At 65.4% G+C, this 21,372-nt stretch carries 15 protein-coding genes; 6 read left to right on the forward strand and 9 right to left on the reverse strand.

The window, feature by feature from the left end; all coding sequences use genetic code 11:
* Window positions 1-102 precede the first annotated feature (102 nt).
* The 3 genes from ACE3P0_RS17060 to ACE3P0_RS17070 all read left to right on the forward strand — a co-directional run bounded on the left by ACE3P0_RS17060 (window position 103) and on the right by ACE3P0_RS17070 (window position 7,903).
* The gene (locus tag ACE3P0_RS17060; protein ID WP_374403928.1) at window positions 103-4,785 is read left to right on the forward strand and encodes a glutamate synthase-related protein; all 4,683 of its coding nucleotides are present in this window, start codon (window positions 103-105) and stop codon (window positions 4,783-4,785) included.
* Between the two features lie 22 nt (window positions 4,786-4,807).
* Entirely contained in the window at window positions 4,808-6,292 is a 1,485-nt protein-coding gene (locus tag ACE3P0_RS17065) for a glutamate synthase subunit beta (RefSeq protein ID WP_374403930.1), read from the forward strand.
* Window positions 6,293-6,469: 177 nt separating this feature from the next.
* Entirely contained in the window at window positions 6,470-7,903 is a 1,434-nt protein-coding gene (locus tag ACE3P0_RS17070) for a M48 family metalloprotease (RefSeq protein ID WP_374403931.1), read from the forward strand.
* Window positions 7,904-7,919: 16 nt separating this feature from the next.
* Here the strand turns inward: ACE3P0_RS17070 and ACE3P0_RS17075 are convergent, their stop codons facing one another.
* Complete coding sequence (locus tag ACE3P0_RS17075; protein WP_374403933.1) at window positions 7,920-10,847, reverse strand: EAL domain-containing protein; 2,928 nt, start codon at window positions 10,845-10,847, stop codon at window positions 7,920-7,922.
* Window positions 10,848-10,926: 79 nt separating this feature from the next.
* Window positions 10,927-11,328, reverse strand: a complete 402-nt coding sequence (locus ACE3P0_RS17080; protein ID WP_374403934.1) for a DUF488 domain-containing protein — start codon at window positions 11,326-11,328, stop codon at window positions 10,927-10,929.
* Between the two features lie 216 nt (window positions 11,329-11,544).
* Between ACE3P0_RS17080 and ACE3P0_RS17085 the strand changes: the two genes are divergently transcribed.
* A complete protein-coding gene (locus ACE3P0_RS17085; protein ID WP_374403935.1) occupies window positions 11,545-12,162 on the forward strand; it encodes an MliC family protein in 618 nt (205 codons plus the stop codon).
* Window positions 12,163-12,233: 71 nt separating this feature from the next.
* Here the strand turns inward: ACE3P0_RS17085 and ACE3P0_RS17090 are convergent, their stop codons facing one another.
* Window positions 12,234-13,274, reverse strand: coding sequence for a S66 peptidase family protein (locus tag ACE3P0_RS17090; RefSeq protein WP_374403936.1), 1,041 nt, complete (start codon window positions 13,272-13,274; stop codon window positions 12,234-12,236).
* 129 nt (window positions 13,275-13,403) lie between these two features.
* Between ACE3P0_RS17090 and ACE3P0_RS17095 the strand changes: the two genes are divergently transcribed.
* Entirely contained in the window at window positions 13,404-14,411 is a 1,008-nt protein-coding gene (locus tag ACE3P0_RS17095; RefSeq protein WP_374403937.1) for a diguanylate cyclase domain-containing protein, read from the forward strand.
* 10 nt (window positions 14,412-14,421) lie between these two features.
* Here the strand turns inward: ACE3P0_RS17095 and ACE3P0_RS17100 are convergent, their stop codons facing one another.
* Genes ACE3P0_RS17100 through ACE3P0_RS17110 form a run of 3 tightly spaced genes read right to left on the reverse strand, consistent with a single transcriptional unit; the run spans window position 14,422 to window position 16,069 of the window.
* Window positions 14,422-14,679, reverse strand: coding sequence for a YkgJ family cysteine cluster protein (locus ACE3P0_RS17100; RefSeq protein ID WP_374403954.1), 258 nt, complete (start codon window positions 14,677-14,679; stop codon window positions 14,422-14,424).
* Window positions 14,679-15,407 carry a hypothetical protein gene (locus ACE3P0_RS17105; RefSeq protein ID WP_374403938.1) on the reverse strand — a complete coding sequence of 243 codons (729 nt, stop codon included), beginning with the start codon at window positions 15,405-15,407 and terminating at the stop codon, window positions 14,679-14,681. The genes ACE3P0_RS17100 and ACE3P0_RS17105 overlap by 1 nt, the downstream gene beginning before the upstream one ends.
* Window positions 15,404-16,069 carry a YceH family protein gene (locus ACE3P0_RS17110; RefSeq protein WP_374403939.1) on the reverse strand — a complete coding sequence of 222 codons (666 nt, stop codon included), beginning with the start codon at window positions 16,067-16,069 and terminating at the stop codon, window positions 15,404-15,406. Before ACE3P0_RS17110 ends, ACE3P0_RS17105 begins: the two co-directional genes overlap by 4 nt.
* Before the next feature lie 248 nt (window positions 16,070-16,317).
* Here ACE3P0_RS17110 and ACE3P0_RS17115 point away from each other — a divergent pair, with 248 nt between their 5' ends.
* Window positions 16,318-17,931 (forward strand): methyl-accepting chemotaxis protein, encoded by a 1,614-nt coding sequence (locus ACE3P0_RS17115; RefSeq protein WP_374403940.1) that lies wholly within the window; start codon window positions 16,318-16,320, stop codon window positions 17,929-17,931.
* Window positions 17,932-18,034: 103 nt separating this feature from the next.
* Here the strand turns inward: ACE3P0_RS17115 and ACE3P0_RS17120 are convergent, their stop codons facing one another.
* From ACE3P0_RS17120 to ACE3P0_RS17130, 3 genes are all read right to left on the reverse strand, one after another.
* Entirely contained in the window at window positions 18,035-18,445 is a 411-nt protein-coding gene (locus tag ACE3P0_RS17120; protein ID WP_374403941.1) for a hypothetical protein, read from the reverse strand.
* A 10-nt stretch (window positions 18,446-18,455) separates the two neighbouring features.
* Window positions 18,456-19,688 carry a hypothetical protein gene (locus tag ACE3P0_RS17125; protein ID WP_374403942.1) on the reverse strand — a complete coding sequence of 411 codons (1,233 nt, stop codon included), beginning with the start codon at window positions 19,686-19,688 and terminating at the stop codon, window positions 18,456-18,458.
* Between the two features lie 137 nt (window positions 19,689-19,825).
* Entirely contained in the window at window positions 19,826-21,274 is a 1,449-nt protein-coding gene (locus ACE3P0_RS17130; RefSeq protein ID WP_374403944.1) for a diguanylate cyclase domain-containing protein, read from the reverse strand.
* Between the last annotated feature and the right edge of the window lie 98 nt (window positions 21,275-21,372).

Genomic DNA, 21,372 nt, shown 5'->3' on the forward strand with positions numbered 1-21,372 from the left:
CCCCGTTTTATAGTGCTTGAGCCTGCTGTTGCAGCGCGCTATCTTTGCGCCGTCCCGGCCTAGGGCCGGCCTACGCGCGCACGCGCCGCCAAGGGAGCATTTATGGAACAGCGCCAGGGTCTCTACGATCCCGCCAATGAGAAAGACGCCTGTGGTGTTGGCTTCGTTGCCCACATCAAGGGGCAGAAGAGCCACGAGATTGTTCAGGGTGGCCTGAAGATCCTCGAGAACATCGATCACCGCGGTGCAGTGGGCGCCGACCCGCTGATGGGTGACGGTGCGGGCATCCTGGTGCAGATTCCGGATCAGCTGTATCGCGAGGAAATGGCTGCGCAGGGCGTCAAGTTGCCGCCGCCTGGCGAGTATGGCGTCGGCATGATCTTCCTGCCGAAGGAAGCCGCATCGCGTCTCGCCTGCGAGCAGGAGATGGAGCGCGCGGTACGTGCCGAAGGCCAGGTTGTACTGGGGTGGCGCGATGTGCCGGTCGATCGCGACATGCCGATGTCGCCGACGGTGCGAGCGAAGGAGCCGGTGATCCGCCAGATCTTCATCGGTCGCGGCCCGGACGTGATGGTGACCGAGGCGCTGGAGCGCAAGCTCTACGTCATCCGCAAGATGGCGAGCCACGCGATTCAGAGCCTCAAGCTCAAGCACGGCAAGGAGTACTTTGTGCCGTCGATGTCGGCGCGCACGATCGTCTACAAGGGCCTGCTGCTCGCCAACCAGGTTGGCGTGTACTACAAGGATCTGGCCGATCCGCGCTGCGTGTCGGCCTTGGCGCTGGTGCACCAGCGCTTCTCGACCAACACCTTCCCGGAATGGCCGCTGGCCCACCCGTACCGGATGATCGCGCACAACGGCGAGATCAACACCGTGAAGGGCAACTTCAACTGGCTGCGTGCGCGTGAAGGCGTCATGAAGTCGGCGGTGCTGGGCGACGACCTGAAGAAGCTGTACCCGATCGTGTATGAAGGCCAATCCGACACGGCGACCTTCGACAACTGCATCGAGTTGCTGACGATGGCGGGCTATCCGCTCGCGCAGGCCGCGATGATGATGATTCCGGAAGCGTGGGAACAGCACACGCTGATGGACGAGAACCGCCGCGCCTTCTACGAATACCACGCCGCGATGATGGAGCCGTGGGATGGCCCCGCTGCAATCGCGTTCACCGATGGCCGCCAGATCGGCGCCACGCTGGACCGCAATGGCCTGCGCCCCGCGCGTTACATCGTCACCGACGACGACCTCGTCGTGATGGCTTCGGAATCCGGCGTGCTGCCGATCCCTGAAAGCAAGATCGTCAAGAAGTGGCGTCTGCAGCCGGGCAAGATGTTCCTGATCGACATGGAAGCCGGCCGCATCATCGACGACAAGGAACTCAAGGACGCGCTGGCGAACGCCAAGCCCTACCGCGAGTGGATCAAGCGCATCCAGGTCAAGCTCGACGAAGTCGATGGCCCGGAGGCACAGCAGGAAGTGCGCGCCTCCTTGCTCGATCGCCAGCAGGCCTTCGGCTACACGCAGGAAGACATCAAGTTCCTGATGGCGCCGATGGCGGCCAGTGGCGAAGAAGCGATCGGCTCGATGGGCAACGACTCGCCGCTGGCGGTCATGTCCAACAAGCACAAGCCGCTCTACAACTACTTCAAGCAGCTTTTTGCGCAGGTGACGAACCCGCCGATCGACCCGATCCGCGAACAGATCGTGATGTCGACGGTGTCGTTCATCGGTCCGAAGCCGAACCTGCTCGATCTGAACAACATCAACCCGCCGATGCGTCTCGAAGTCTCCCAGCCTGTGCTGGACTTCAAGGACATGGCGAAGCTGCGCGAGATCGAGAAGTACACCGACAACAAGTTCAAGTCCTACGAACTGAACATCTGCTACCCGGTCGCCTGGGGCCGTGACGGCATCGAGGCGCGTATCGCCTCGCTGTGCGCGGAAGCGGAAGATGCGGTGCGCTCGGGCTACACCGTGCTGATCGTGTCGGACCGCAAGATCGATTCGCAGAACGTCGCGATCCCGGCACTGCTCGCCACCTCGGCGATCCATCAGCACCTCGTCGCGAAGGGTCTGCGCACCTCGACCGGCCTCGTCGTCGAGACCGGCTCTGCGCGTGAAGTGCATCACTTCGCGCTGCTCGGCGGCTATGGCGCTGAAGCCGTCCACCCCTACCTCGCGATGGAGACGCTGCGCGAGATGGCGAAGGACATGCCGGCCGAACTGGGTCCGGACAAGGCGGTCAAGAACTTCGTCAAGGCGGTCGGCAAGGGCTTGAACAAGGTCATGTCCAAGATGGGCATCTCGACCTACATGTCCTACTGCGGTGCGCAGATTTTTGAAGCGATCGGCCTGAACTCCGATCTGATCAAGAAGTACTTCAAGGGCACGGCTTCGAACGTCGAAGGCATCGGCATCTTCGAAGTCGCCGAGGAGGCGCTGCGTCTGCACGCGGCTGCGTTCGGTAGCGACCCGGTGCTGAGCAACGCGCTTGATGCCGGCGGCGAGTACGCCTTCCGCGTGCGCGGCGAAGAGCACATGTGGACGCCGGACGCGATCGCCAAGCTGCAGCATTCGACGCGTTCGAACAGCTTCCAGAACTACAAGGAATACGCCCAGATCATCAACGACCAGACCAAGCGTCACATGACGCTGCGCGGTCTGTTCGAGTTCAAGATCGATCCGGCCAAGGCGATTCCGCTCGATGAAGTTGAACCGGCGAAGGAAATCGTCAAGCGTTTCGCCACCGGTGCGATGTCGCTCGGCTCGATCTCGACCGAGGCGCACTCCACGCTCGCAATCGCAATGAACCGTATCGGCGGCAAGTCGAACACCGGTGAAGGCGGCGAGGACGAAGCGCGCTACGCCAAGGAGATGAAGGGCATCTTCATCAAGAAGGGCGAAACCCTTGCGGGCATCGTCGGCAAGGCACAGATCGAGCGTGACATCGAGCTGCAGGAAGGTGACTCCCTGCGCTCGAAGATCAAGCAGGTCGCGTCGGGCCGCTTCGGTGTCACCGCCGAGTACCTGGTGTCGGCCGACCAGATCCAGATCAAGATGGCGCAGGGCGCGAAGCCGGGCGAAGGCGGCCAGCTGCCGGGCCACAAGGTGTCCGAGTACATCGCGAAGCTGCGTTTCTCGGTGCCGGGTGTCGGCCTGATCTCGCCGCCGCCGCACCACGACATCTATTCGATCGAAGATCTGGCCCAACTGATCCACGATCTGAAGAACGTGAACCCGAAGGCCAGCATCTCGGTGAAGCTGGTGTCGGAGGTGGGCGTCGGCACGGTTGCCGCGGGCGTCTCGAAGTGCAAGGCCGATCACATTGTGATCGCCGGTCACGACGGCGGCACCGGCGCATCGCCGCTGTCTTCGATCAAGCATGCGGGTTCGCCGTGGGAACTGGGTCTGGCGGAAACGCAACAGACCCTGGTGCTTAATGGCCTGCGTGGCCGCGTGATCGTGCAGGCCGACGGCCAGATGAAGACCGGCCGCGACGTCGCGATTGCCGCGCTGCTCGGCGCCGACGAGTTCGGTTTCGCGACCGCGCCGCTGGTCGTCGAGGGCTGCATCATGATGCGCAAGTGCCACCTGAACACCTGCCCGGTGGGTGTGGCGACGCAGGATCCGGAACTGCGCAAGAAGTTCTCGGGCCGCCCGGAGCATGTCGTGAACTTCTTCTTCTTCATCGCTGAAGAAGTGCGCGAGATCATGGCCCAACTGGGCATCCGCAAGTTCGAGGATCTGATCGGCCGCGCCGACCTGCTCGACAAGAAGAAGGCGATCGAACACTGGAAGGCCAAGGGCCTGGACTTCAGCCGCATCTTCCATCTGCCGGAAGTGCCGGAGAGCGTGGCTCGCCGTGCGACCGACACGCAGGATCACCTGCTCGAGCGCGCGCTCGATCACAAGCTGATCGAGCAGGCCAAGCCGGCGCTGGAGAAGGGCGAGCGTGTCTCGTTCATCACGCCGATCCGCAACGTCAACCGTTCCGTTGGCGCGATGCTGTCGGGCGAAGTGGCGAAGCGCTACGGCCACGCCGGTCTGCCGGACGACACGATCCACATCCAGCTTGCCGGTACCGCGGGTCAGAGCTTCGGCGCCTTCCTGGCGCACGGCGTGACGCTGGATCTGGTCGGCGAGGGCAACGACTACGTCGGCAAGGGTCTTGCCGGTGGTCGCGTTATCGTGCGCAGCCCGAACGACTTCCGCGGCTTCGGCCCGGAGCACATCATCGTCGGTAACACCGTGCTGTTCGGTGCGACCGGTGGTGAGGCCTACTTCAACGGCGTCGGCGGTGAGCGCTTCGCGGTGCGTAACTCGGGTGCGGCGGCGGTCGTCGAAGGCGTGGGCGACCACGGTTGCGAATACATGACCGGCGGCACCGTGATCGTGCTGGGTGACACAGGCCGCAACTTCGCGGCAGGCATGTCGGGTGGCGTGGCCTACATCTACGACCCGGATCGCACGTTTGCGCAGAAGTGCAACCTCGCGATGGTCGACGTCGAGCCGTTGCTCAGCAGCGCCGAGCAGGAAGCCAAGGGCGAGCGCGCACTGTGGCACGCCGTCACCCGCGGCGGCCAGGGCGAAACCGACGAGGCGATCCTGAAGCGCCTGATCGAGCGCCACTTCCGTTACACCGGCAGCTTCCGTGCGAAGACGCTGATCGAGAAGTGGAACGAGTCGCGCGCTGCCTTCGTCAAGGTGATGCCGAAGGAATACCGCCGTGCGTTGAAGGAAATGGCTGCCGCGCGCGAAGCTGCCGCCACCACCACCGCCTGATCGAGAACCGGAGAAAACGAAAATGGGTAAGGTCACCGGATTCATGGAATTCGCGCGCGTCGAAGAGGGCTACGAAGCCGCCGACAAGCGCAAGCAGCATTACAAGGAGTTCGTGCTCACGCTGAGCGACGAACAGGCCAAGGTGCAGGGCGCACGCTGCATGGACTGCGGCATCCCGTTCTGCAACAACGGGTGCCCGGTCAACAACATCATCCCGGACTTCAACGACCTGGTTTATCACCAGGACTGGAAGCAGGCGATCGATGTGCTGCACTCGACTAACAACTTCCCGGAGTTCACCGGCCGCATCTGCCCGGCCCCGTGCGAAGCGGCCTGTACGCTGGGCATCCACGAGCTGCCGGTCGGCATCAAGTCGATCGAGCACGCGATCATCGACAAGGCCTGGGCGAATGGCTGGGTCGTGCCGCAGCCGCCGCTGGCGAAGACTGGCAAGAAGGTTGCGATCGTCGGTTCCGGCCCTGCCGGCCTTGCCGCCGCGCAACAGCTGGCGCGCGCTGGCCATGACGTGACGGTGTTCGAGAAGAGCTCGCGCGTTGGCGGCCTGCTGCGCTACGGCATCCCCGACTTCAAGCTCGACAAGGCTCACATCGACCGCCGCCTGGAGCAGCTCAAGGCCGAAGGCGTCGTGTTCAAGACCGGCGTGTACGTCGGCAAGGGCGGCCTGCCCAAGGGCGTCGGCTCCGATGCCAAGCAGACGATCGACCCTGAGCAGCTCAAGGCTGAGTTCGACGCCGTCGTGCTGGCTGCGGGCTCCGAGATTCCGCGCGATCTGCCGGTGCCGGGCCGCGAGCTCGAAGGCGTGCATTTCGCGATGGAGTTTCTGCCGCAGCAGAACAAGGTCAACGCAGGCGACAAGCTCAAGGACCAGATCAAGGCGACCGGCAAGCATGTCATCGTGATCGGCGGTGGCGACACCGGTTCGGACTGCGTGGGTACTTCGAACCGCCACGGCGCGAAGAGCGTGACGCAGTTCGAGCTGATGCCCCAGCCGCCGGAGAAGGAAAACAAGATGCTGGTTTGGCCGTACTGGCCGACCAAGCTGCGTACCTCTTCGTCGCACGACGAAGGCTGCGAACGCGACTGGTCGATCACGACCAAGTCCTTCAAGGGTGAGAACGGCAAGCTCAAGGCCATCGTCACCGCGCGCGTCGAATGGACGAAGGACGAGAAGACCGGCCAGATGAAGATGACGGAAGTCGCGGGCTCTGAGAAGGAACTGCCGGCCGACCTCGTTTTCCTCGCGATGGGCTTCGTCAATCCGCTGGGCTCGATGCTGGAAGCCTTCGGCGTCGACAAGGACGGCCGAGGCAACGCCAAGGCCAGCACCGAAGGTGCGGGCGCTTACGCGACCAACGTGCCGAAGGTCTTCGCGGCCGGTGACGTGCGCCGTGGTCAGTCGCTGGTCGTTTGGGCGATCCGCGAAGGCCGTCAGGCTGCACGCGCTGTCGACGAGTTCCTGATGGGCCAGTCGGTGCTGCCGCGCTGATCCCCGGATAGCGCCGCACGGATACGGGCGACCTTCGGGTCGCCCGTTTTCATTGTGGCTTAGCCACGCCGCCGCACCGCGTATTCGCGCGGGCGGGCATTGATTACACTGCAGCCCGGCTTACGCCTTTCCTGGCTCGCGCCGGGTGCTACCAGCTCTCATTCAGGACAGACCGCCATGCCAACCCGACTTCTGCTTGCCTTGTGCTCATCCGTGCTGCTTGGTGCCTGTGTCGGCATGCCGAGTACCGATGTTGACCGCCGGATGGGGCAACAGGCTGCCCAATCGGTTGCGATGAACATGGGGCTGGTGGGCGATCCGGCGCTGACTGCTTACGTTGATCGCGTCGGTCAGCGGGTTGCTGAAGCGCTGCCGAACCGCCAGTTCAACTACCACTTTGCGGTGGTGGATCAGGTGGAGCCCAACGCCTTTGCGGTGCCCGGCGGCTACATCTATGTGTCGCGGGGCCTGCTGGCGCTGCTGCGTTCGGAAGACGAGCTCGCTGGTGTGCTTGGCCACGAGATCCAGCATGTCGAACGTCGCCATTCGGTGCGCCAGATGAAGAAGGAGCGGCGGCTCGGTCTGTTGGCGCTGCCGGGCGAACTGGTGGGCGGCATCATCAGCGACGACCTTGCGACGCTGGCCGGCAAACCTTTCGAAGCCGTTGCCGCGGGATACAGCCGCGACCAGGAGCGCGAAGCGGATGCACTGGGCCAGCCGCTCGCCGCGGCAGCTGGCTATGACCCACAGGGCATCGCCGCGATTCTCGATCGCATGGAGCACTTCATCGAGACGATGACGGACGAGAAGCGCGCACCAAGCTTCTTCGACAGCCATCCCTCGACACCCGAACGCGTCGCGAACCTGCGCCGAGACGCGGCCAGGCTGACCCCAGCCGCCTTGCCCCCGATCGCAGCGAACGAGGCCGCATTCATGAAGACCCTCGATGGTCTGCTGATCGGACCCGATCCGGCCGAAGGGCTTGTGCGCGACGAGACCTTCGTGCACCCGGCGATGGGTTTTCGCCTCGTGTTCCCGAAAGGCTGGCTGGTCGAGAACACACGCAATACCGTGAATGCGATGGCGCCGACGAAAGATGGCATCGCCGCCTTCGGCCTGGCCGGCGAAGGCACGGCGGAAGACCTGCCGAAAGTCGCCAAGGCGTTTTCCGAAAAGCTCGCGCGCAAGTACGGCAGGGTGCCGCAGCAGATCGAGGGCAAGACTGCCGCCGGGCTGCCCGCGCAGGCGCTTTACCTGACGGACAAGAGCGGCAAGGAGCCGGTGCATCTGTACTTCCTCTGGCTGGTGCTGGATCGCAAGATCTACCAGATGATCGGCCTCGCGCCCGAGAGTCAGCGCGCACAGGTACGCAGCATCGCCGACAGCCTGCGACCGCTCAGCGAAAGCGAACGCGCATCGATCTCCGAGCTGCGCTTGCGTGTGATCGGCGCACGCGGCGGCGAGACGCTACCGGCCGTTTCGAAGCGCGCGGGCGGGTCGATGGCCGCGTCGCTGCTTGCAGCCATGAACGGCGTGAGTGAGACCGTCCAGTTCAAGGGCGGTGAATGGGTCAAGGTGCCGGTGCGCACGCCGTATCGCGCACCGCGTTGAAGCGGCGCCCCATCTGCTAAGGCAACTGCGCGCAGCCGCGCTGAAGCAGCGTGTCGAGTGCGGCGGCAGCCACGGGTCGGCCGAACAGATAGCCCTGCGCCTGGTCGCAACCGGCGGAGCGCAGGAAGTCGAGCTGTTCGCGTGTCTCGACGCCCTCCGCGATGACTTCCAGCTCGAGTGCATGACCGAGCTGGATCATCGCCCTCACGATCGATGCGCCGTCGGCGCCGCCGAGCATGTCGCGTACGAAGGACTGGTCGATTTTCAGCTTGTCGACCGCCAGTTGCTTCAGGTACGCGAGACTTGAATAGCCGGTGCCGAAATCGTCGATCGATAGCTTCACGCCGAGCGCCTTGAGTGCGTGCAGCGTGTTCATCGTGGCGCCCAGATCCTGCAGCAGGAGCGACTCGGTGAGCTCCACCTCCAGGTAGCCGGCGGGCAACCCGGACTCGGAGAGCGCACGGGTCACGCTGTCGATCACGCAGCCGCGGCTGAACTGCAGTGCCGAGAAGTTGACCGCCACGATCGGCGCGTCGGCATGCTGCATCCGCCACGCATTGGCTTGCCGACAGGCTTCACGCAAGATCCATTCGCCCAGCTGCACGATGTAGCCGCTGCGCTCGGCCAGCGGAATGAAGCGCCCGGGTGGCATCAGCCCTTCTACCGGATGCTGCCAGCGCACCAGGGCTTCGACGCCGACGACGCGACCGCTCGTGATGTCGATCTGGGGCTGGTAGTGCAGCAGGAATTCATCGTTGCGCAAGGCGCCGGGCAGCGCGCTGGTGATGCGCATCTGCGCGAGCAGATCCGGGTTCATGTCGCGCTTGTAGAAGCGATAGGTATTGCGGCCCGCTTCCTTGGCGCTGTCGACGGCCGTGTCGGCGCGTTTGAGCAGGGTATCGAAATCCTCTCCGTCGTTCGGGAACAGGCTGACGCCAATCGAGAAGCTCACGCTCAACTGGTCGCCATCAATCGCGATCGGTTCGGTGAAGGCCTCGCGAATCGCCTCCGCCAGCGTGCTGACGTCCGCGGCGTCGTGCAGCCCCGGCAGCAGGATCACGAACTCGTCGCCGCCCAGCCGGCTGATCGTGGCGCTTGCTGGCACGCTGTGCTGCAGGCGCTTGGCGGCAACGCTCAGGACCTTGTCGCCGGCGTCGTGGCCGAGGCTGTCGTTGATCTGCTGGAAGTGGTCCAGATCGAGGTAGAGCATCGCAAGCGTCGTACCTTCCCGTGTGGCGAGCTGCATCGCCTGCTCGAAGCGGTCGCGCAGCAGCATGCGGTTGGGCAATTGCGTCAGCGGATCGAAGTTCGCCAGAAACGCGACCCGCTCTTTCGCTGCGGCGTGCTCGGCGCGCGTGCGCAGCGTTGCGATGCCGTAGGCCAGATCCGTTGCGAGCTCTTCGAGCAGCGATACCTCTTCCGTGTCGAAGGCGTTTACTTCGCGGGCATAGATCGTCAGCGCGCCGAGCAGCTGCGAGTTCCCGATCAGCGGTAGCGCGATGCTGGACCGATAGCCGCGCTGGATCGCGGCGTCACGCCATGGTGCGAGGCTGGGATTGGTCAGCACGTCCGGATTCACGCAGGTCTTGCCGGTGCGAATCGCCGTGCCGGTGGGGCCGCGGCCGCGCTCGTTGTCGTCCCAGCTGATGTGTACGCCATCGAGGTAGCCATTCTCGTAACCCGACTGCGCGATCGGCCGCACGCTCTTCGCCGCATCGTGTTCGGCATAGCCCACCCAGGCCATCAGGTAGCCGCCGCGATCCACGCACAGGCGGCAGATCTCGGCCAGCAGCTTGTACTCGTCATCGGCATGCACCAGCGTGGTGTTGCAGTCGCTCAACAGGCGCAGGGCTCGGTTGAGCCTGCGCTGCGCGAGGTTGCTGGCGCGCAGCTCGTCGGTCATGCTGCCTGCGAGCACGAGTGCGCGCATGCGGCCGGTGCCCAGCAGCCATACCACGAGCGCCAGCAGCGCACTGCTGCCGCTGCCCGCAACGGCGATGATGTTGGCCGTGTCGCTCGCGAGGCGAGCCTCGAAGTCCGGCAGGGAACTTATCTGGACTGTCCAGGGGTGGCCGAACAGGCGCATCGTTTTGGTCGACTGCAGTGCTGGCGCTGGCCCCGCTTGCCGGCTCGAATCGAACATCAGGGCCGCCGCGTCGGCCCGTTCGCCGTCGAAGACTTTCAGATTGATCTGGCTCCCGATGTCACCCTGCCCGGTACCGAGCAAACCCGCCATCAGATCGTGCATGCGGAAGGGGGCATAGACCCAGCCGATGTGGGCAGCACGCCGCTCGTCCAGCGTGCCGCGCGCGGCGTCGGCGCGGTACACCGGCAGATACATCAGGAAACCGGGCTGCACGTCCGTGGCGGTTTCCTGCACCAGCGTGACGCGGCCCGATATGCGTGTCTGTGCTTCGTCACGCGACGCCGCCATCGCGGCGCGCCGCACCGGTTCGGCATACATGTCGTAGCCGATCGCGCGCTGGTTACGCCAGTTCGCTGGTTCCAGATACACGATCGCCGTGTAGGCCTCGCGTTCGCCGGCAGGGCGGATCGCATAGTCGGTAATGCCCGACGCGCGCATCGCCGCAATATGGCGGGCCTTGTCCGGCGGGGTGATCCATTGCGCGAAGCCGACGCCCTGGATGCCGGGGTATTTGCCTTCCGGCTTGAGTGCGCGCACATAGGCAAGGAACTGCTCGCGCGTGACATTGGGCGATGCCGCGAACAAGCCGCTCGCCCCTTCAAGTACCTGCTCGTAGGCACGCATGCGGCGCTCGATGGTGTCGGCGATGCTCGCGGCGCGAAACTCGAAGTCGTCGCGGAGTTCGTGCCGGCTGGCCTCGCGTGCGTTGTGCTGCAGCTCGTAAGTCACGGCCAGACCAAGGATCAGGATGATCCACGGCAGGAACAGCAGGCGGGCAGAACGGTGTTGATCCGTCATCTTTCCACACTAGCAAAGCGGCTGAAACGCAATGCGTCGTGCATCAAAGAGCCGCGAGCGTTCAGCGCCGTGGCGCCTTTCAGGTGCCGGCTGCGCCAGCCAGCAGCGCGCCACGTTCGAGTAACAATTCGCGCAGCACCGAGCGGTGGCAGTGCGCTTCATGCTCGCAATAGCAGCCGACCGAGAAATTGCTGTCGCGCGACAGCGCCGCGAGCAGTGCGATCGAATGGCAGGCCTCGGGCGTCGTCATCTCGGCGCGGTACTTCTTGATGAACGCAGCCCATTCGGCGGGTGTCGTGGCGTGCTGGCCGAGCTTCATCGTCTCGACGCTCGGTGCGAGATTGGGAAACCATACGTCGTACCAGTTCTGCGTCGCGAATTCCGCTTTGGGCACGCCGCGCGGCGGGCGGCGCACGGTACCGATGCGAAGACCTTCGTCCGCAGCACGTGGGCTGCCGAGTCTGACGATACGTATGGCCATGCTCCCTGGCTCCTTCTGTTGCGAGTTGTCACCGTTGCGCCCGGCTGCTCTGCCGGGTCGTTACGGGTGCGGGTGGCGGTGCTGCACATGATGGCGCGCGGCGCAAAACGGCTGGCCTGACCGGTAAAGGCAGCTGGGGGGAATCATGGCAGGATTCCGCTACCCCATCACCCATACCGTGCGCTCCGCGCGAACGGACCGCGAAAGGAAGTAACGATGTCTTCGATGCGTGGCAGCAAGCTTGTTGGCGCGGGTCTCGGCCTGCTTGGCCTCGTCGCCGCGAGCGGCGTTCTGGCGGCAGCGCAGGGGCCGTCGTTCTCGTGCGCGAAGGTGGCGGAGGGCAGCATTGAGGCGATGGTCTGTGGCGATGCGGCGCTATCAGCGCTGGATCGCAAGCTGGCGTCGGTCTACGCCGCCGCATCGGCGAGAGCGAAGCAGGAACACCCCAGCACACTGAAAGCGGAACAGCGCGGTTGGGTGAAGGGGCGCGACGACTGCTGGAAGAGCGAGGAGGTGCACTCCTGCGTGCAGGGTGAGTACCAGCGCCGTATCGCGGAACTGCAGGCCCGCTACCGGCTGGTCGACAGCCTTGGGCCGGTGCGTTTTGCATGTGACGGCAACGCTGCCAACGAGCTGGTTGTGACCTACTTCAAGACGGAGCCCGCAACGCTCATCGCTGAACGTGGCGACAGTAGCGCGCTGATGTTCCAGCAAGCCAGCGCCAGTGGCACGCGCTACGCGGGGCGCAACGAGACCCTCGCCGAACATCAGGGCGAAGTGCGCGTGGTGTGGGGCTACGAAGCGCCGGAGATGCGCTGCACCAGGGCGAACTGACGGCGGGCAACGCTTTGGCGCCTCGCCGCGCCGGCCGAGACGGCGTGGTTCCGTTGCGCGGTGCGATCCGCCTACACGAAGCGTTGCTCGATCTCCGCCGCGCCGTCTGCGTAGCGGACCTCGGCCAGCGCGCCGTTGACCAGCAACCACTGCGGCGGCATGTGGCCTATGTCGCAGCCGAGAATGACCGGGCAAGCCAGATCGGCAAGCCCCGCCACCAGCGCCTCGCGCTGGTTCAGCCATTCCGCCGTGCGCACATCGCCCGCGCTGCTGCGGCCCACCAGTACGCCCGCGAGCCCGTCGAACCAGCCAGCGAGTTTCAGCCCCTGCAGCACACAGAGGAATTCACTCGGGCGCAGGTTGCAGTTTTCGAAATACAGGATCGCCCCCGCCTCGCCCGCATCGCGAACGAAGCGCGGCACATCGCCGCAGGGGCTGCCGGCGAGGTTGCGTACAGTGTCGAGGCAGCCGCCGATCAGGCGCCCAGAAAAGCGCACCGCGCGGCCCGGGTTCACATCCAGCAGCGCCAAGCGGGTCGGGATCTGGGGTGCGAATACCCGCTCCGGATGAACCGTGTAGTCGCCCCAGTCGGCTTGCCACGCAAGCGAGCTGCGCTGTGTGAAGCGCCCGCCCGCCATCGTGCCCAGCGCGGGCAGCAGGCCGGTGATCAGGGGATCGTTCTGACCCGGTACCAGATCCATCAGGCAGGGGCCGTGTGCGGTGGCCCAGCGCAGCCGAAGGGTCAGCGCCATCAGCAAGGTCGATGTGTCGGAGTAACCAAGCAACCAGCTTGGTTCGGCGCGCTCCAGCGCAGCCCAGTCCAGTCGCGGCAATACTTCGATAGCGAGCTCGCCGCCCCAGGGCGGGATCACGGCCGCGATATCCGCCGCGAGCAGGCAGTGCATCAATTCGGCGCTGCGGTGCGCTGCCGGCGCGCTGGCCTGTTTGTGCTGGGTACGCAGGTGGCGCCCTTCGAGCGGCACCAGCCCTTGCTGCCTCAGCCATCCAAGCGCGAGGTCGAGTCGTGTATGGCAGTCGGCGCCGACGCCAGATGAAGGCGCGGTGATGGCGACACGTGCGCCAGTGTGCAGGGGGGCGGGGTAGCGGATCATGCGCGTACTATGCCAGCCCGCGCGCTGCGTTCATCCCGGATCGGATCAAACCCCAGCAAGGCTGCATGGCGTGGTTCAGCTATAAAGGAAACGTGGGGCGCGTGGATTTTCTGCATACCGGGAGGGCGGATGTTCACAGCGGAAAAACTACTGCAGGTCATCGCGATCCAGACCGGGATCGCGCGCCTTGGCGTGGATCTGGGGCGGGTGATGCAGCAGGTGACCGAGGCAACCCTGAGCCTGATCGATGCTGACGGCGCGGCGATCGAGCTGGCCGAGGGCGATGACATGGTCTACCGCGCCAGTTCGGGCATCGCGCGCAACTTCCTCGGGCTGCGGCTGGCGCGCGGTGGCAGCCTGTCGGGCGCCTGTGTGGCGCAGGGGGAGACGCTGCGTTGCGATGATTCGGAACTCGATCCGCGTGCGGACAAGGTGGCCTGCCGCAAGCTCGGTGTGCGCTCGATGATTGTCTTGCCGCTGCGCTACGGCGACACCACGGTGGGGGTGTTGAAGGCCATGTCCGCCAGGGTGGCCGCTTTTTCCGAGACCCACGAGGGCCTGCTGGCGCTGCTCGCCGGGCATGTTGCGGCGACGATGTTTCATGCCGCCCACTACGACGCCGACACCTTGTTCTATCGCGCCACGCATGACGAAATGACCGATCTCGCCAACCGCTCCCTGTTCATGGATCGCCTGCGTGGGTTGGGCTCGCGCATTGGTCGTGAGCATCTGCGCCTGGGCGTGCTGATCGCCGATCTTGACGGGCTCAAGCAGCTCAACGATGGCTTGGGGCATCGCGCAGGCGACGCGCTCATCGTTGAGTTCGCGCGGCGCCTGCGGGCTTGCGCGCGCAAATCCGATCTGCCGGCGCGTCTCGGCGGGGACGAGTTCGCCGTGATTCTCGATCCGCTCGATTCGCCCGAGGGTGCGCGTTCCGCGGTTGAGCGCTTGCAATCTGCCCTCGGTGCGCCGCTGATGTTCGAAGGGCGCGTGCTCGAAGTGCGGGCCAGTGTGGGCTATGCGCTGATGCCGGACGACCATGTGGACGTCGACGCGTTGATCGATCTTGCCGATCGCCGGATGTATGAAGCGAAGCGCAGTGGCCGCACGGGTGGCCGCGATGCTCGGGCCAACTGAGGTGCCGGCTTCAGGGGCTGCGCGTAGCGGCTTCCAGTTGCGTGAGGAAATGCATCGCATGGCTGCGATCGGCCCCGCACATTTCGGCCGAGGGCTGTAGCCCACCACACACTGCAGGGCGGCGCGGGTCGCCGAAGAGCTTGCAGCGCAGTTGCGCGTCGAGTTGAACACACGGCACGCCGGCGGGCTTGCCGTCCGGCATGCCCGGAATCGCCGACGAGATCGACGGCGCGATGCAGCACGCGGCGCAGCCGGCGCGGCATTCCATCATGCGGCCTCCGCCGTATGGCTGACCCAGCCGACCAGATGGTGCTGGCCGGGTCGCAGCGTCCAATCGACGCACTGGAACGCATCGCCGCCAGCGAGCGCAAGGCTGCCGTGGTCTGTTACTTCCAGCCTGCCGCCCTGCCAGAAGCGGCCAAGCAGCGCGTCGAAACTGCTGCCGGCGGGAATCGTCTGTTCGCCGGGCTGGTCCGGCGCACGCGCCGACGAGGCGATGTCGTGCCAGCTGGCCCACGCGAGTGGTGCCAGCGTCGCGCGCAACTCTGCGCACCACGCAGCACTGTCGTCGTCCGGCGCGAGCTGGCCGAGCACGTTGCAGAACAGCACGGCGTGGTCGGCGTAGTGATCGCGCAGCGTGGCCAGCCCGCCGGGGGCGAAGGCATCGAGCGTGTCGAAGCGCGGCGCGCTGTCGACGAAGCGCTGTGCCAGCGTCAGTCGCGCGAGCGGGTCCGGTTCCAGCACACGCACCTCACGAAAGCGCTGCGGGAAGGCCGTGGGCAGCGTCCAACCCGCGCTCGGGCCCACCAGCAAGAGCCTGTCACGTTCCGGTTGCCAGCCGGCCAGCCAGTTCGCGAGACAGGCCATGAACGGCTGCCAAGCGCCATGCCGGTGGCGCAGCGCGCTCAGGTGCCAGCGCAGGCCACCACTTGCATGCAGCAGGTGATTGGCGAGGCGCGGCGCGGCCGCGGGCAGCTCGTCGGCGGGGCAGATCACGCCGCGTCGTCGGGCGATTCGCCCAGCTTCTCGTACAGGCGGGCGAGCTGTTTGCGCAACGTGGCCACTTCGTCTTCGAGGCGCGCGACGCGGTCGGCCAGCAGCGGATCGCGGCTCGCGCTGCTGCTGGCGGGGGCGGCGCTTGCTGCGGGCAGCGTTGGCGTGCCCGAGAGCAGGTGCGCCCAGCGGTTTTCGCGCGCGCCGGGGGCACGCGGCAGTTCCAGCACCAGCGCACCGGCCGGGCGCTCGGCCAGTTCGGCGAGGAAGGCTTCGACCGACGATACGTCGGCAAAGCGATGCAGGCGCTCGCAGTTTGCGCGCAGCTCGGCCGCCGTCTGCGGGCCGCGCAGCATCAGCGCGGTGAGTAGCGCGACCGCTTGTGAGGGCACCTGCAGCACGCGGGCGACGTTGTGGCTGTAGCGGCTGACGCGGCCGCCGGAGTTTTCCATGATCAGCGTGTGGCTGCGCAGGCTGTCGAGCGCCTCAAGCACCTCGGCGTCGCTCGCGTCGATCACCGGGTCGCGGCTGGTTTTCTGGTTGCAGCCGGCGACCAGTGCGTTGAGCGAAAGCGGGTAGGTGTCAGGGACAGTGTGTTCCTTCTCGACCAGCACACCGAGGATGCGCGTTTCGAGCAGGGACAGGGGAGGGAGCGGGTGAGCCATGCAAAGCATCCTGAGGCGTGGGGATTCGGATTGTGCCACTGCATGCGGGCGACTTGCCGTGCCCGCTAAAGTTGTTGGCGCCGCTGCCGTGAAAGGGCGTAAGCGGTCCGGGAAGGGGGTGGGTGTGCCCGGGCTGTTTGCGCGGCGCCACAGGTGCTGCGTCTGGAGCGCTGCGCTGCGCGGGTGGGGGCCCGCATGGCGGGCGCAGGCCTGCCCCGCATCGCTTGAAACCAAGACGGACACCAAACATGTCGATTTCAAAACGGCTGATGCTGATGCTCGCCATTGCGGTAGCGTCGCTGCTGACGATAGGGGGAATCTCTTTTGTCTCGTTCGCGAAGATCCGCGGCGAGGTCAACATGCTCACGACCAATGCCGCGCCAAGCCTGATGCTGATCGGCGACATCGGCAACAACTACCGTGACCTGCGCTCGCAACTGCTGTCGCTGCTGATGGAGCAGGACGCGGATCTGAAGAAAGCCTTCGCCGAAAAGGCCAAGCTGACCGAAGACGACGGGGTGAAGCTGATCGCGAAGTACGAACCGCTGGTGAGCGACGAACAGGATCGCAAGCTGTTCGACAAACTGAAGGCGGATTTCAAGGCCTACATCGACGCCTATCACGCCACCGCCGAGGCCTCGATCGGCGGCAAGGCCGACGAAGCCACCACGATCATGTTCAGCAAGGTGATGCCGGCGGCGGCCGAACTTGAAGCGACGCTGGCCAAGATCACCAAGTACAACGCCGATGGCTTCCGTGAATCGGAGGCCCGCGTGAACAGCACCCAGCACACCGCACAGGTCGTCAGCATCGGTGTGAACCTCGCAGCGATCGTGGTGCTGCTGGTGTTTGGCGTGTTCGTGATCCGTGCGGTGAAGGTGCCGCTGGCGTCGATGGAGAGCACGGTTGAGGCGATCGAGCGTGAGCTCGATTTCACGCGCCGCGTGCCGGTGCGCAGCCGCGACGAGATCGGCCTGACGGTGCAGGCCTTCAACCGCTTGCTCGACAAGCTGCAGGCGAGCTTCCGCGAGATCCTGTCGGCGTCGGAAGGCGTGACGCGGCAGGCGAGTGATGTGGCGCATGCTGCGCAGGAAATGCTGGACGGCGCGCGGGTGGCGAGTGACGCATCGAGCGCGATGGCGGCGACGGTCGAGCAGGTGACGGTGAGCATCAACCATGTGGCTGATCGTGCGAATGATGCGGCGGTCGAGTCGCGCCAGTCGGGGGAACGCGCGCAGCAAGGCGAAGGCGTCATCAACGGCACGGTGGGCGAGATCAACGGTATCGCCGATCGGGTGCACGAAGCGGCGCAGAAGATCGAGGTGCTGGCGTCTGAGGCGCTCAGCATCAACGCGGTCGTCACCGTGATCAAGGAAGTGGCGGACCAGACCAACCTGCTCGCGCTGAATGCCGCGATTGAAGCCGCACGCGCCGGCGAACAGGGGCGCGGTTTCGCCGTGGTGGCCGACGAAGTGCGCAAGCTGGCCGAACGGACTGCGCACTCGACGCAGGAGATCAGCACCCTGATCGGCCGCATCCAGACCAGCGCAGAGGGTGCGGTGACGCAGATGCGCGGGGTTGTCGACCGCGTTGAAATCGGCGTGACGCAGGCCACCGAGGCGGGCTCGGCGATTCAGGAGATCCGCAGCAGTTCCGAGCAGGTGGTGAACATGGTGGGTGACATTTCCCATGCGATCCGCGAGCAGAGCGCCGCGTCGACCAACATTGCACAGCAGGTGGAGCGCATCGCCCAGGTCTCGGAAGAGACCAACGCCTCGGCTGCGCAAACCTCGGAAGCCGCGCATGCGCTGAAGTCGCTTGCGCACCAGATGCAGGAGGCGGTGTCGAAGTACCGCATCTGAACCGGTGTCGTCCGTGGGGGCCTGTGCCGGCCCCCGAAAAAGGGAAGGCCCGCGATCTGCGGGCCTTCTTCTGCGGGCCTTCTTCTTTGCGCGACCCCGTTGTTTACGGGAACACGGCCTTCAGCGAACCGTCCAGCTGGTTCTTCTCCAGATAGATCAGTACGGATGGATCATCGGCCGCCATCTTCTTGGCGTCCGCGAGCGAGCCGACTTCCTTCGGCGCGCCACCGAGGCCGGTGAATTGCAGCTTGGCGTAGTGGGCCTTGAGCTGGTCGGGCGTCTTGCCGATTACGCCGTTGGCGAATTCATCCCTCGGCGAGCCGGTGTAGTCGATCGGCTTGGCGGGGTTGCCGCCGACGCTTTTGGCCTTGCCCATGAACACGTCGGCGACCTGCGCCTTGCTGAGGCCCGCGAGCGGCGATTTCGCGCCGGCCGCAACAACTACTTCGGCGTTGGCGATCCACGGCAGACCGGCCAGCAAGGCGGCGATGCAGAGCTTTCGCATGCTTGTCATGTGCGGTCTCCTAGAACACGAAATCGAGCGTGGCGGTGTAGAGATTGACCTTGCCGTCATACGCAGTGGGGCCGGTCGTGGTCCGAGGCCAGGCGCCGCTCATTTGCCGCTCCGGGTACTTGTGGTCGACGAAATCGGCTTGCAGCTTCAAGGCCACGTTGCGGTAGAAGTCCCAGCGGGTACCGACCGAGAACGTCGTGCGGTCGGTGGCAAAGCTCTCGTAGAGGCCATTGACCCCCGCAGCGAGCGCACCCAGCGATGTGGGCAATACCGCCTGGTTGTTGCTGTCGGTCTTGTAGCCGGACACCGATACGAACGGTGTGAGGGTGCGCCAACGGTATGCGCCCAGCAGTTGATACCCCATTGTGTCCGGGATCGCAGCCGAGGCCTTGCGGATGCCCACTTCGCCCAGTGCATACCAGGTGCCATCGTCATACATCGTACCCAGCCCGAAGAACGTACCATCGGCGCCTTCGACAATGTCGGCGAACTTCTTCGACTCCTCGGCGCAGGCCGGACACACGGCGCTTGGCACGGCGGCCATGATGTTTGATGCAGTCGTCAGGCTGGTCGCGCCGGAGCCGACCACCTTGAGCTTCACACCGGTGGCACTGGCGCGGAAGGTCCAGTCGTTCCAGGTGTAAGTGGCGGCGGCGCCGTACACGGCGTCGGCCTTGTATTCCAGCGTCGACGTCGCGTAGCGCGTGGTGCCGCCATAGGCCTGCAACTGAATGCGGCCAGGGCCCAGTTCGGAGCCGAAGATCACCTCGGCGCCGTCGTGGCGCGAAAGCGGGTAGTTGCCCGACATCTCCGGCGAGTAGCGCACGGGAATCAGTGCATAGCCCACGTTCTGGTAGTCCGACTGCATGAATACCGGGGTGACCATGCGGCCCGCGCGCACGCGCCAGTTCTCGTTGATGGTCCACATTGCGTTGGCCCATTCGACCTCGAAGCTGAAGTCGCCGTCCTCACGCTGCTGGCCCATAACCTGCAGTACACCGCTGAAGGTGCCGCCGCGGTTGATGTCGAACTGAGCGCCGACCCGAGAGTCGATGTCCGTCGCCCACTGGTTGGCCTTCGCGTTCTTCTGGAACGGGTAGCGGAAGGCGATATTGTCGTCGTCGGTCATCGAGGCACCGATCGTGCCGAATCCCGATACCGCGAGCCAGTCGAAGCGCCCTTCTGCCGCGTGAGCTGCAGGTACGAGCGCAAGCGCCACTGCAATCGCTAGTGGTTTGTGCATGAATCTTCTCCCCCAAAAGAAGTGGCTCCGGATCTGCTTGAGCTGATCGGAGCAAAGCGTCCAGGACTTCGCGCGGGATTCCCCTTCCCGGCGATTCCACAGAGCCTTACGGCCAAAATGCGACGGTCTTTAGGGCTTCAGCGCTGAGGGTCGTCTGATGAGGCGCGCCGCAAGGTGTGGCCGCCAGCCATCTTTGCCGCGTACATCGCGCGATCGGCCGCGGCCAGCAGGTGTTCGGCGTCGAGCCCGTTGTCCGGCGCCAGGGCGAGTCCGATGCTGGCGTTGAGCGGCACGCTGACTTGATCGAGGGCGAGCGGCTGGATGAGGGCATCGAGCAGCCGCGCGCCGAGGGCGTCGAGCTCAGCGCGATCGTTCAGGTCGCAAAAGACACACACGAACTCGTCGCCGCCTAAGCGCGCCACCGTGTCGCCGGCCCGCGCACAGGCCGTCAGCCGCTGGCCGACTGCGAGCAGCACGCTGTCGCCCACCGCGTGGCCAAATGCGTCGTTGATCGGTTTGAAGCCGTCGAGGTCCACCATCGCGACACCGACCTTGTGGCGTGCGCGCTGCGTTTGCGCCAGTGCGATCTGCAGACGATCGTCCAGCATGCGGCGGTTCGGCAGCCCGGTCAGCGGGTCGTGCAGCGCAAGCTGGCGCAACTGCGCCTCCGCATCGACCCGCTCGCTCATGTCGAGCAGCGTGGCGAGCGGGATACGGCCTTGCTCGGTCTCGACCTCGCCGAAGCTCAGCGTAACGTGAAACGGCGTGCCGTCCGGGCGCTCGCCGCGCCATACCCCCGCCTGTTCGTGCAGTGCGTGCTCGACACGGCGGCCGATCAGGTCCTGCTCGGTTTCGCCGAGGATGCGCAGTGCCGCTGGGTTTGCTGCGGTCACCTGACCGTGTTGGTCGAGCAGGCATACGCCGGCCGCGACCTGATCGATCATGCCCTGCAGCTGTTGGCCACGCAGGCTGGCGGCCCGGTAGCGCGCAAACAGCAGCACGATCACCAGCGCGAAATTGCACAGCGCAAGGATGAAGGCGCCCGTCTGGATACCGCGCAGGATGCGCGTGCGTTGCAGCGACACCGTTTCGATCCGTGTGGTCAGCCGGTTCATCAGATCCAGCAGCTCGCCCTCGTGAACCGTCAGCGCCTGTGCGATCTGTTCGCGTGCCGGCGCCGCGCCCTCCAGACCGAGGTTGCGAATTGTCTGCATGATCGGGCGCCACAGGGTGCGCGCCTGTGCCAGCAGTTCGACCGCGACCGGGTCAGCGATCGCCTGCATGCGGATGCGGCGGCCGTCGCCGGCAGTGAGCTCGCCTCCGTCGGCGAAGGTTTGCAGCGTCTCGTCGAACAGCGCCGCAGCATCAAGCAGTTCGACTTCGCTGGCGGCAATGCGCGAACCATCGGGCGCCGCGATGTTCTTCAGCGCCGCCTTGGTCATGCGCTGCGACAGCATGCGCTGGCGCCCGGCAAGGTTGATCTCGACCGAGGTTTCGTCGAGCTCGTGCGCGATCCACAGGTTGATCGCCAGCACACTGATGTCCAGCACCACGAAAAGCGCCACGGCGGCGGCGATCGCGCTCATCGGACTTCGGCGCAGGGCGAGCAGCAGCATCGACGGCCTCGCGGGGCTGGGGTGGCTTCATGCTACCGCGATCGCGCGAGGCGCGGCACGCCCGGCAG

Origin of the sequence: Niveibacterium sp. (assembly GCF_041909475.1) — a bacterium.
Classification (GTDB): Bacteria; Pseudomonadota; Gammaproteobacteria; order Burkholderiales; family Rhodocyclaceae; genus Niveibacterium.

Bases quoted from the DNA above. Each gene is read 5' to 3' on its own strand.
- ACE3P0_RS17090 (WP_374403936.1), bottom strand. From the start codon at position 13,274: ATGATCCGCTACCCCGCCCCCCTGCACACTGGCGCACGTGTCGCCATC.
- ACE3P0_RS17060 (WP_374403928.1), top strand. From the start codon at position 103: ATGGAACAGCGCCAGGGTCTCTACGATCCCGCCAATGAGAAAGACGCC.
- ACE3P0_RS17115 (WP_374403940.1), top strand. From the start codon at position 16,318: ATGTCGATTTCAAAACGGCTGATGCTGATGCTCGCCATTGCGGTAGCG.
- ACE3P0_RS17085 (WP_374403935.1), top strand. From the start codon at position 11,545: ATGTCTTCGATGCGTGGCAGCAAGCTTGTTGGCGCGGGTCTCGGCCTG.
- ACE3P0_RS17110 (WP_374403939.1), bottom strand. From the start codon at position 16,069: ATGGCTCACCCGCTCCCTCCCCTGTCCCTGCTCGAAACGCGCATCCTC.
- ACE3P0_RS17125 (WP_374403942.1), bottom strand. From the start codon at position 19,688: ATGCACAAACCACTAGCGATTGCAGTGGCGCTTGCGCTCGTACCTGCA.
- ACE3P0_RS17130 (WP_374403944.1), bottom strand. From the start codon at position 21,274: ATGAGCGCGATCGCCGCCGCCGTGGCGCTTTTCGTGGTGCTGGACATC.
- ACE3P0_RS17080 (WP_374403934.1), bottom strand. From the start codon at position 11,328: ATGGCCATACGTATCGTCAGACTCGGCAGCCCACGTGCTGCGGACGAA.
- ACE3P0_RS17120 (WP_374403941.1), bottom strand. From the start codon at position 18,445: ATGACAAGCATGCGAAAGCTCTGCATCGCCGCCTTGCTGGCCGGTCTG.
- ACE3P0_RS17070 (WP_374403931.1), top strand. From the start codon at position 6,470: ATGCCAACCCGACTTCTGCTTGCCTTGTGCTCATCCGTGCTGCTTGGT.
- ACE3P0_RS17100 (WP_374403954.1), bottom strand. From the start codon at position 14,679: ATGGAATGCCGCGCCGGCTGCGCCGCGTGCTGCATCGCGCCGTCGATC.
- ACE3P0_RS17065 (WP_374403930.1), top strand. From the start codon at position 4,808: ATGGGTAAGGTCACCGGATTCATGGAATTCGCGCGCGTCGAAGAGGGC.
- ACE3P0_RS17075 (WP_374403933.1), bottom strand. From the start codon at position 10,847: ATGACGGATCAACACCGTTCTGCCCGCCTGCTGTTCCTGCCGTGGATC.
- ACE3P0_RS17095 (WP_374403937.1), top strand. From the start codon at position 13,404: ATGTTCACAGCGGAAAAACTACTGCAGGTCATCGCGATCCAGACCGGG.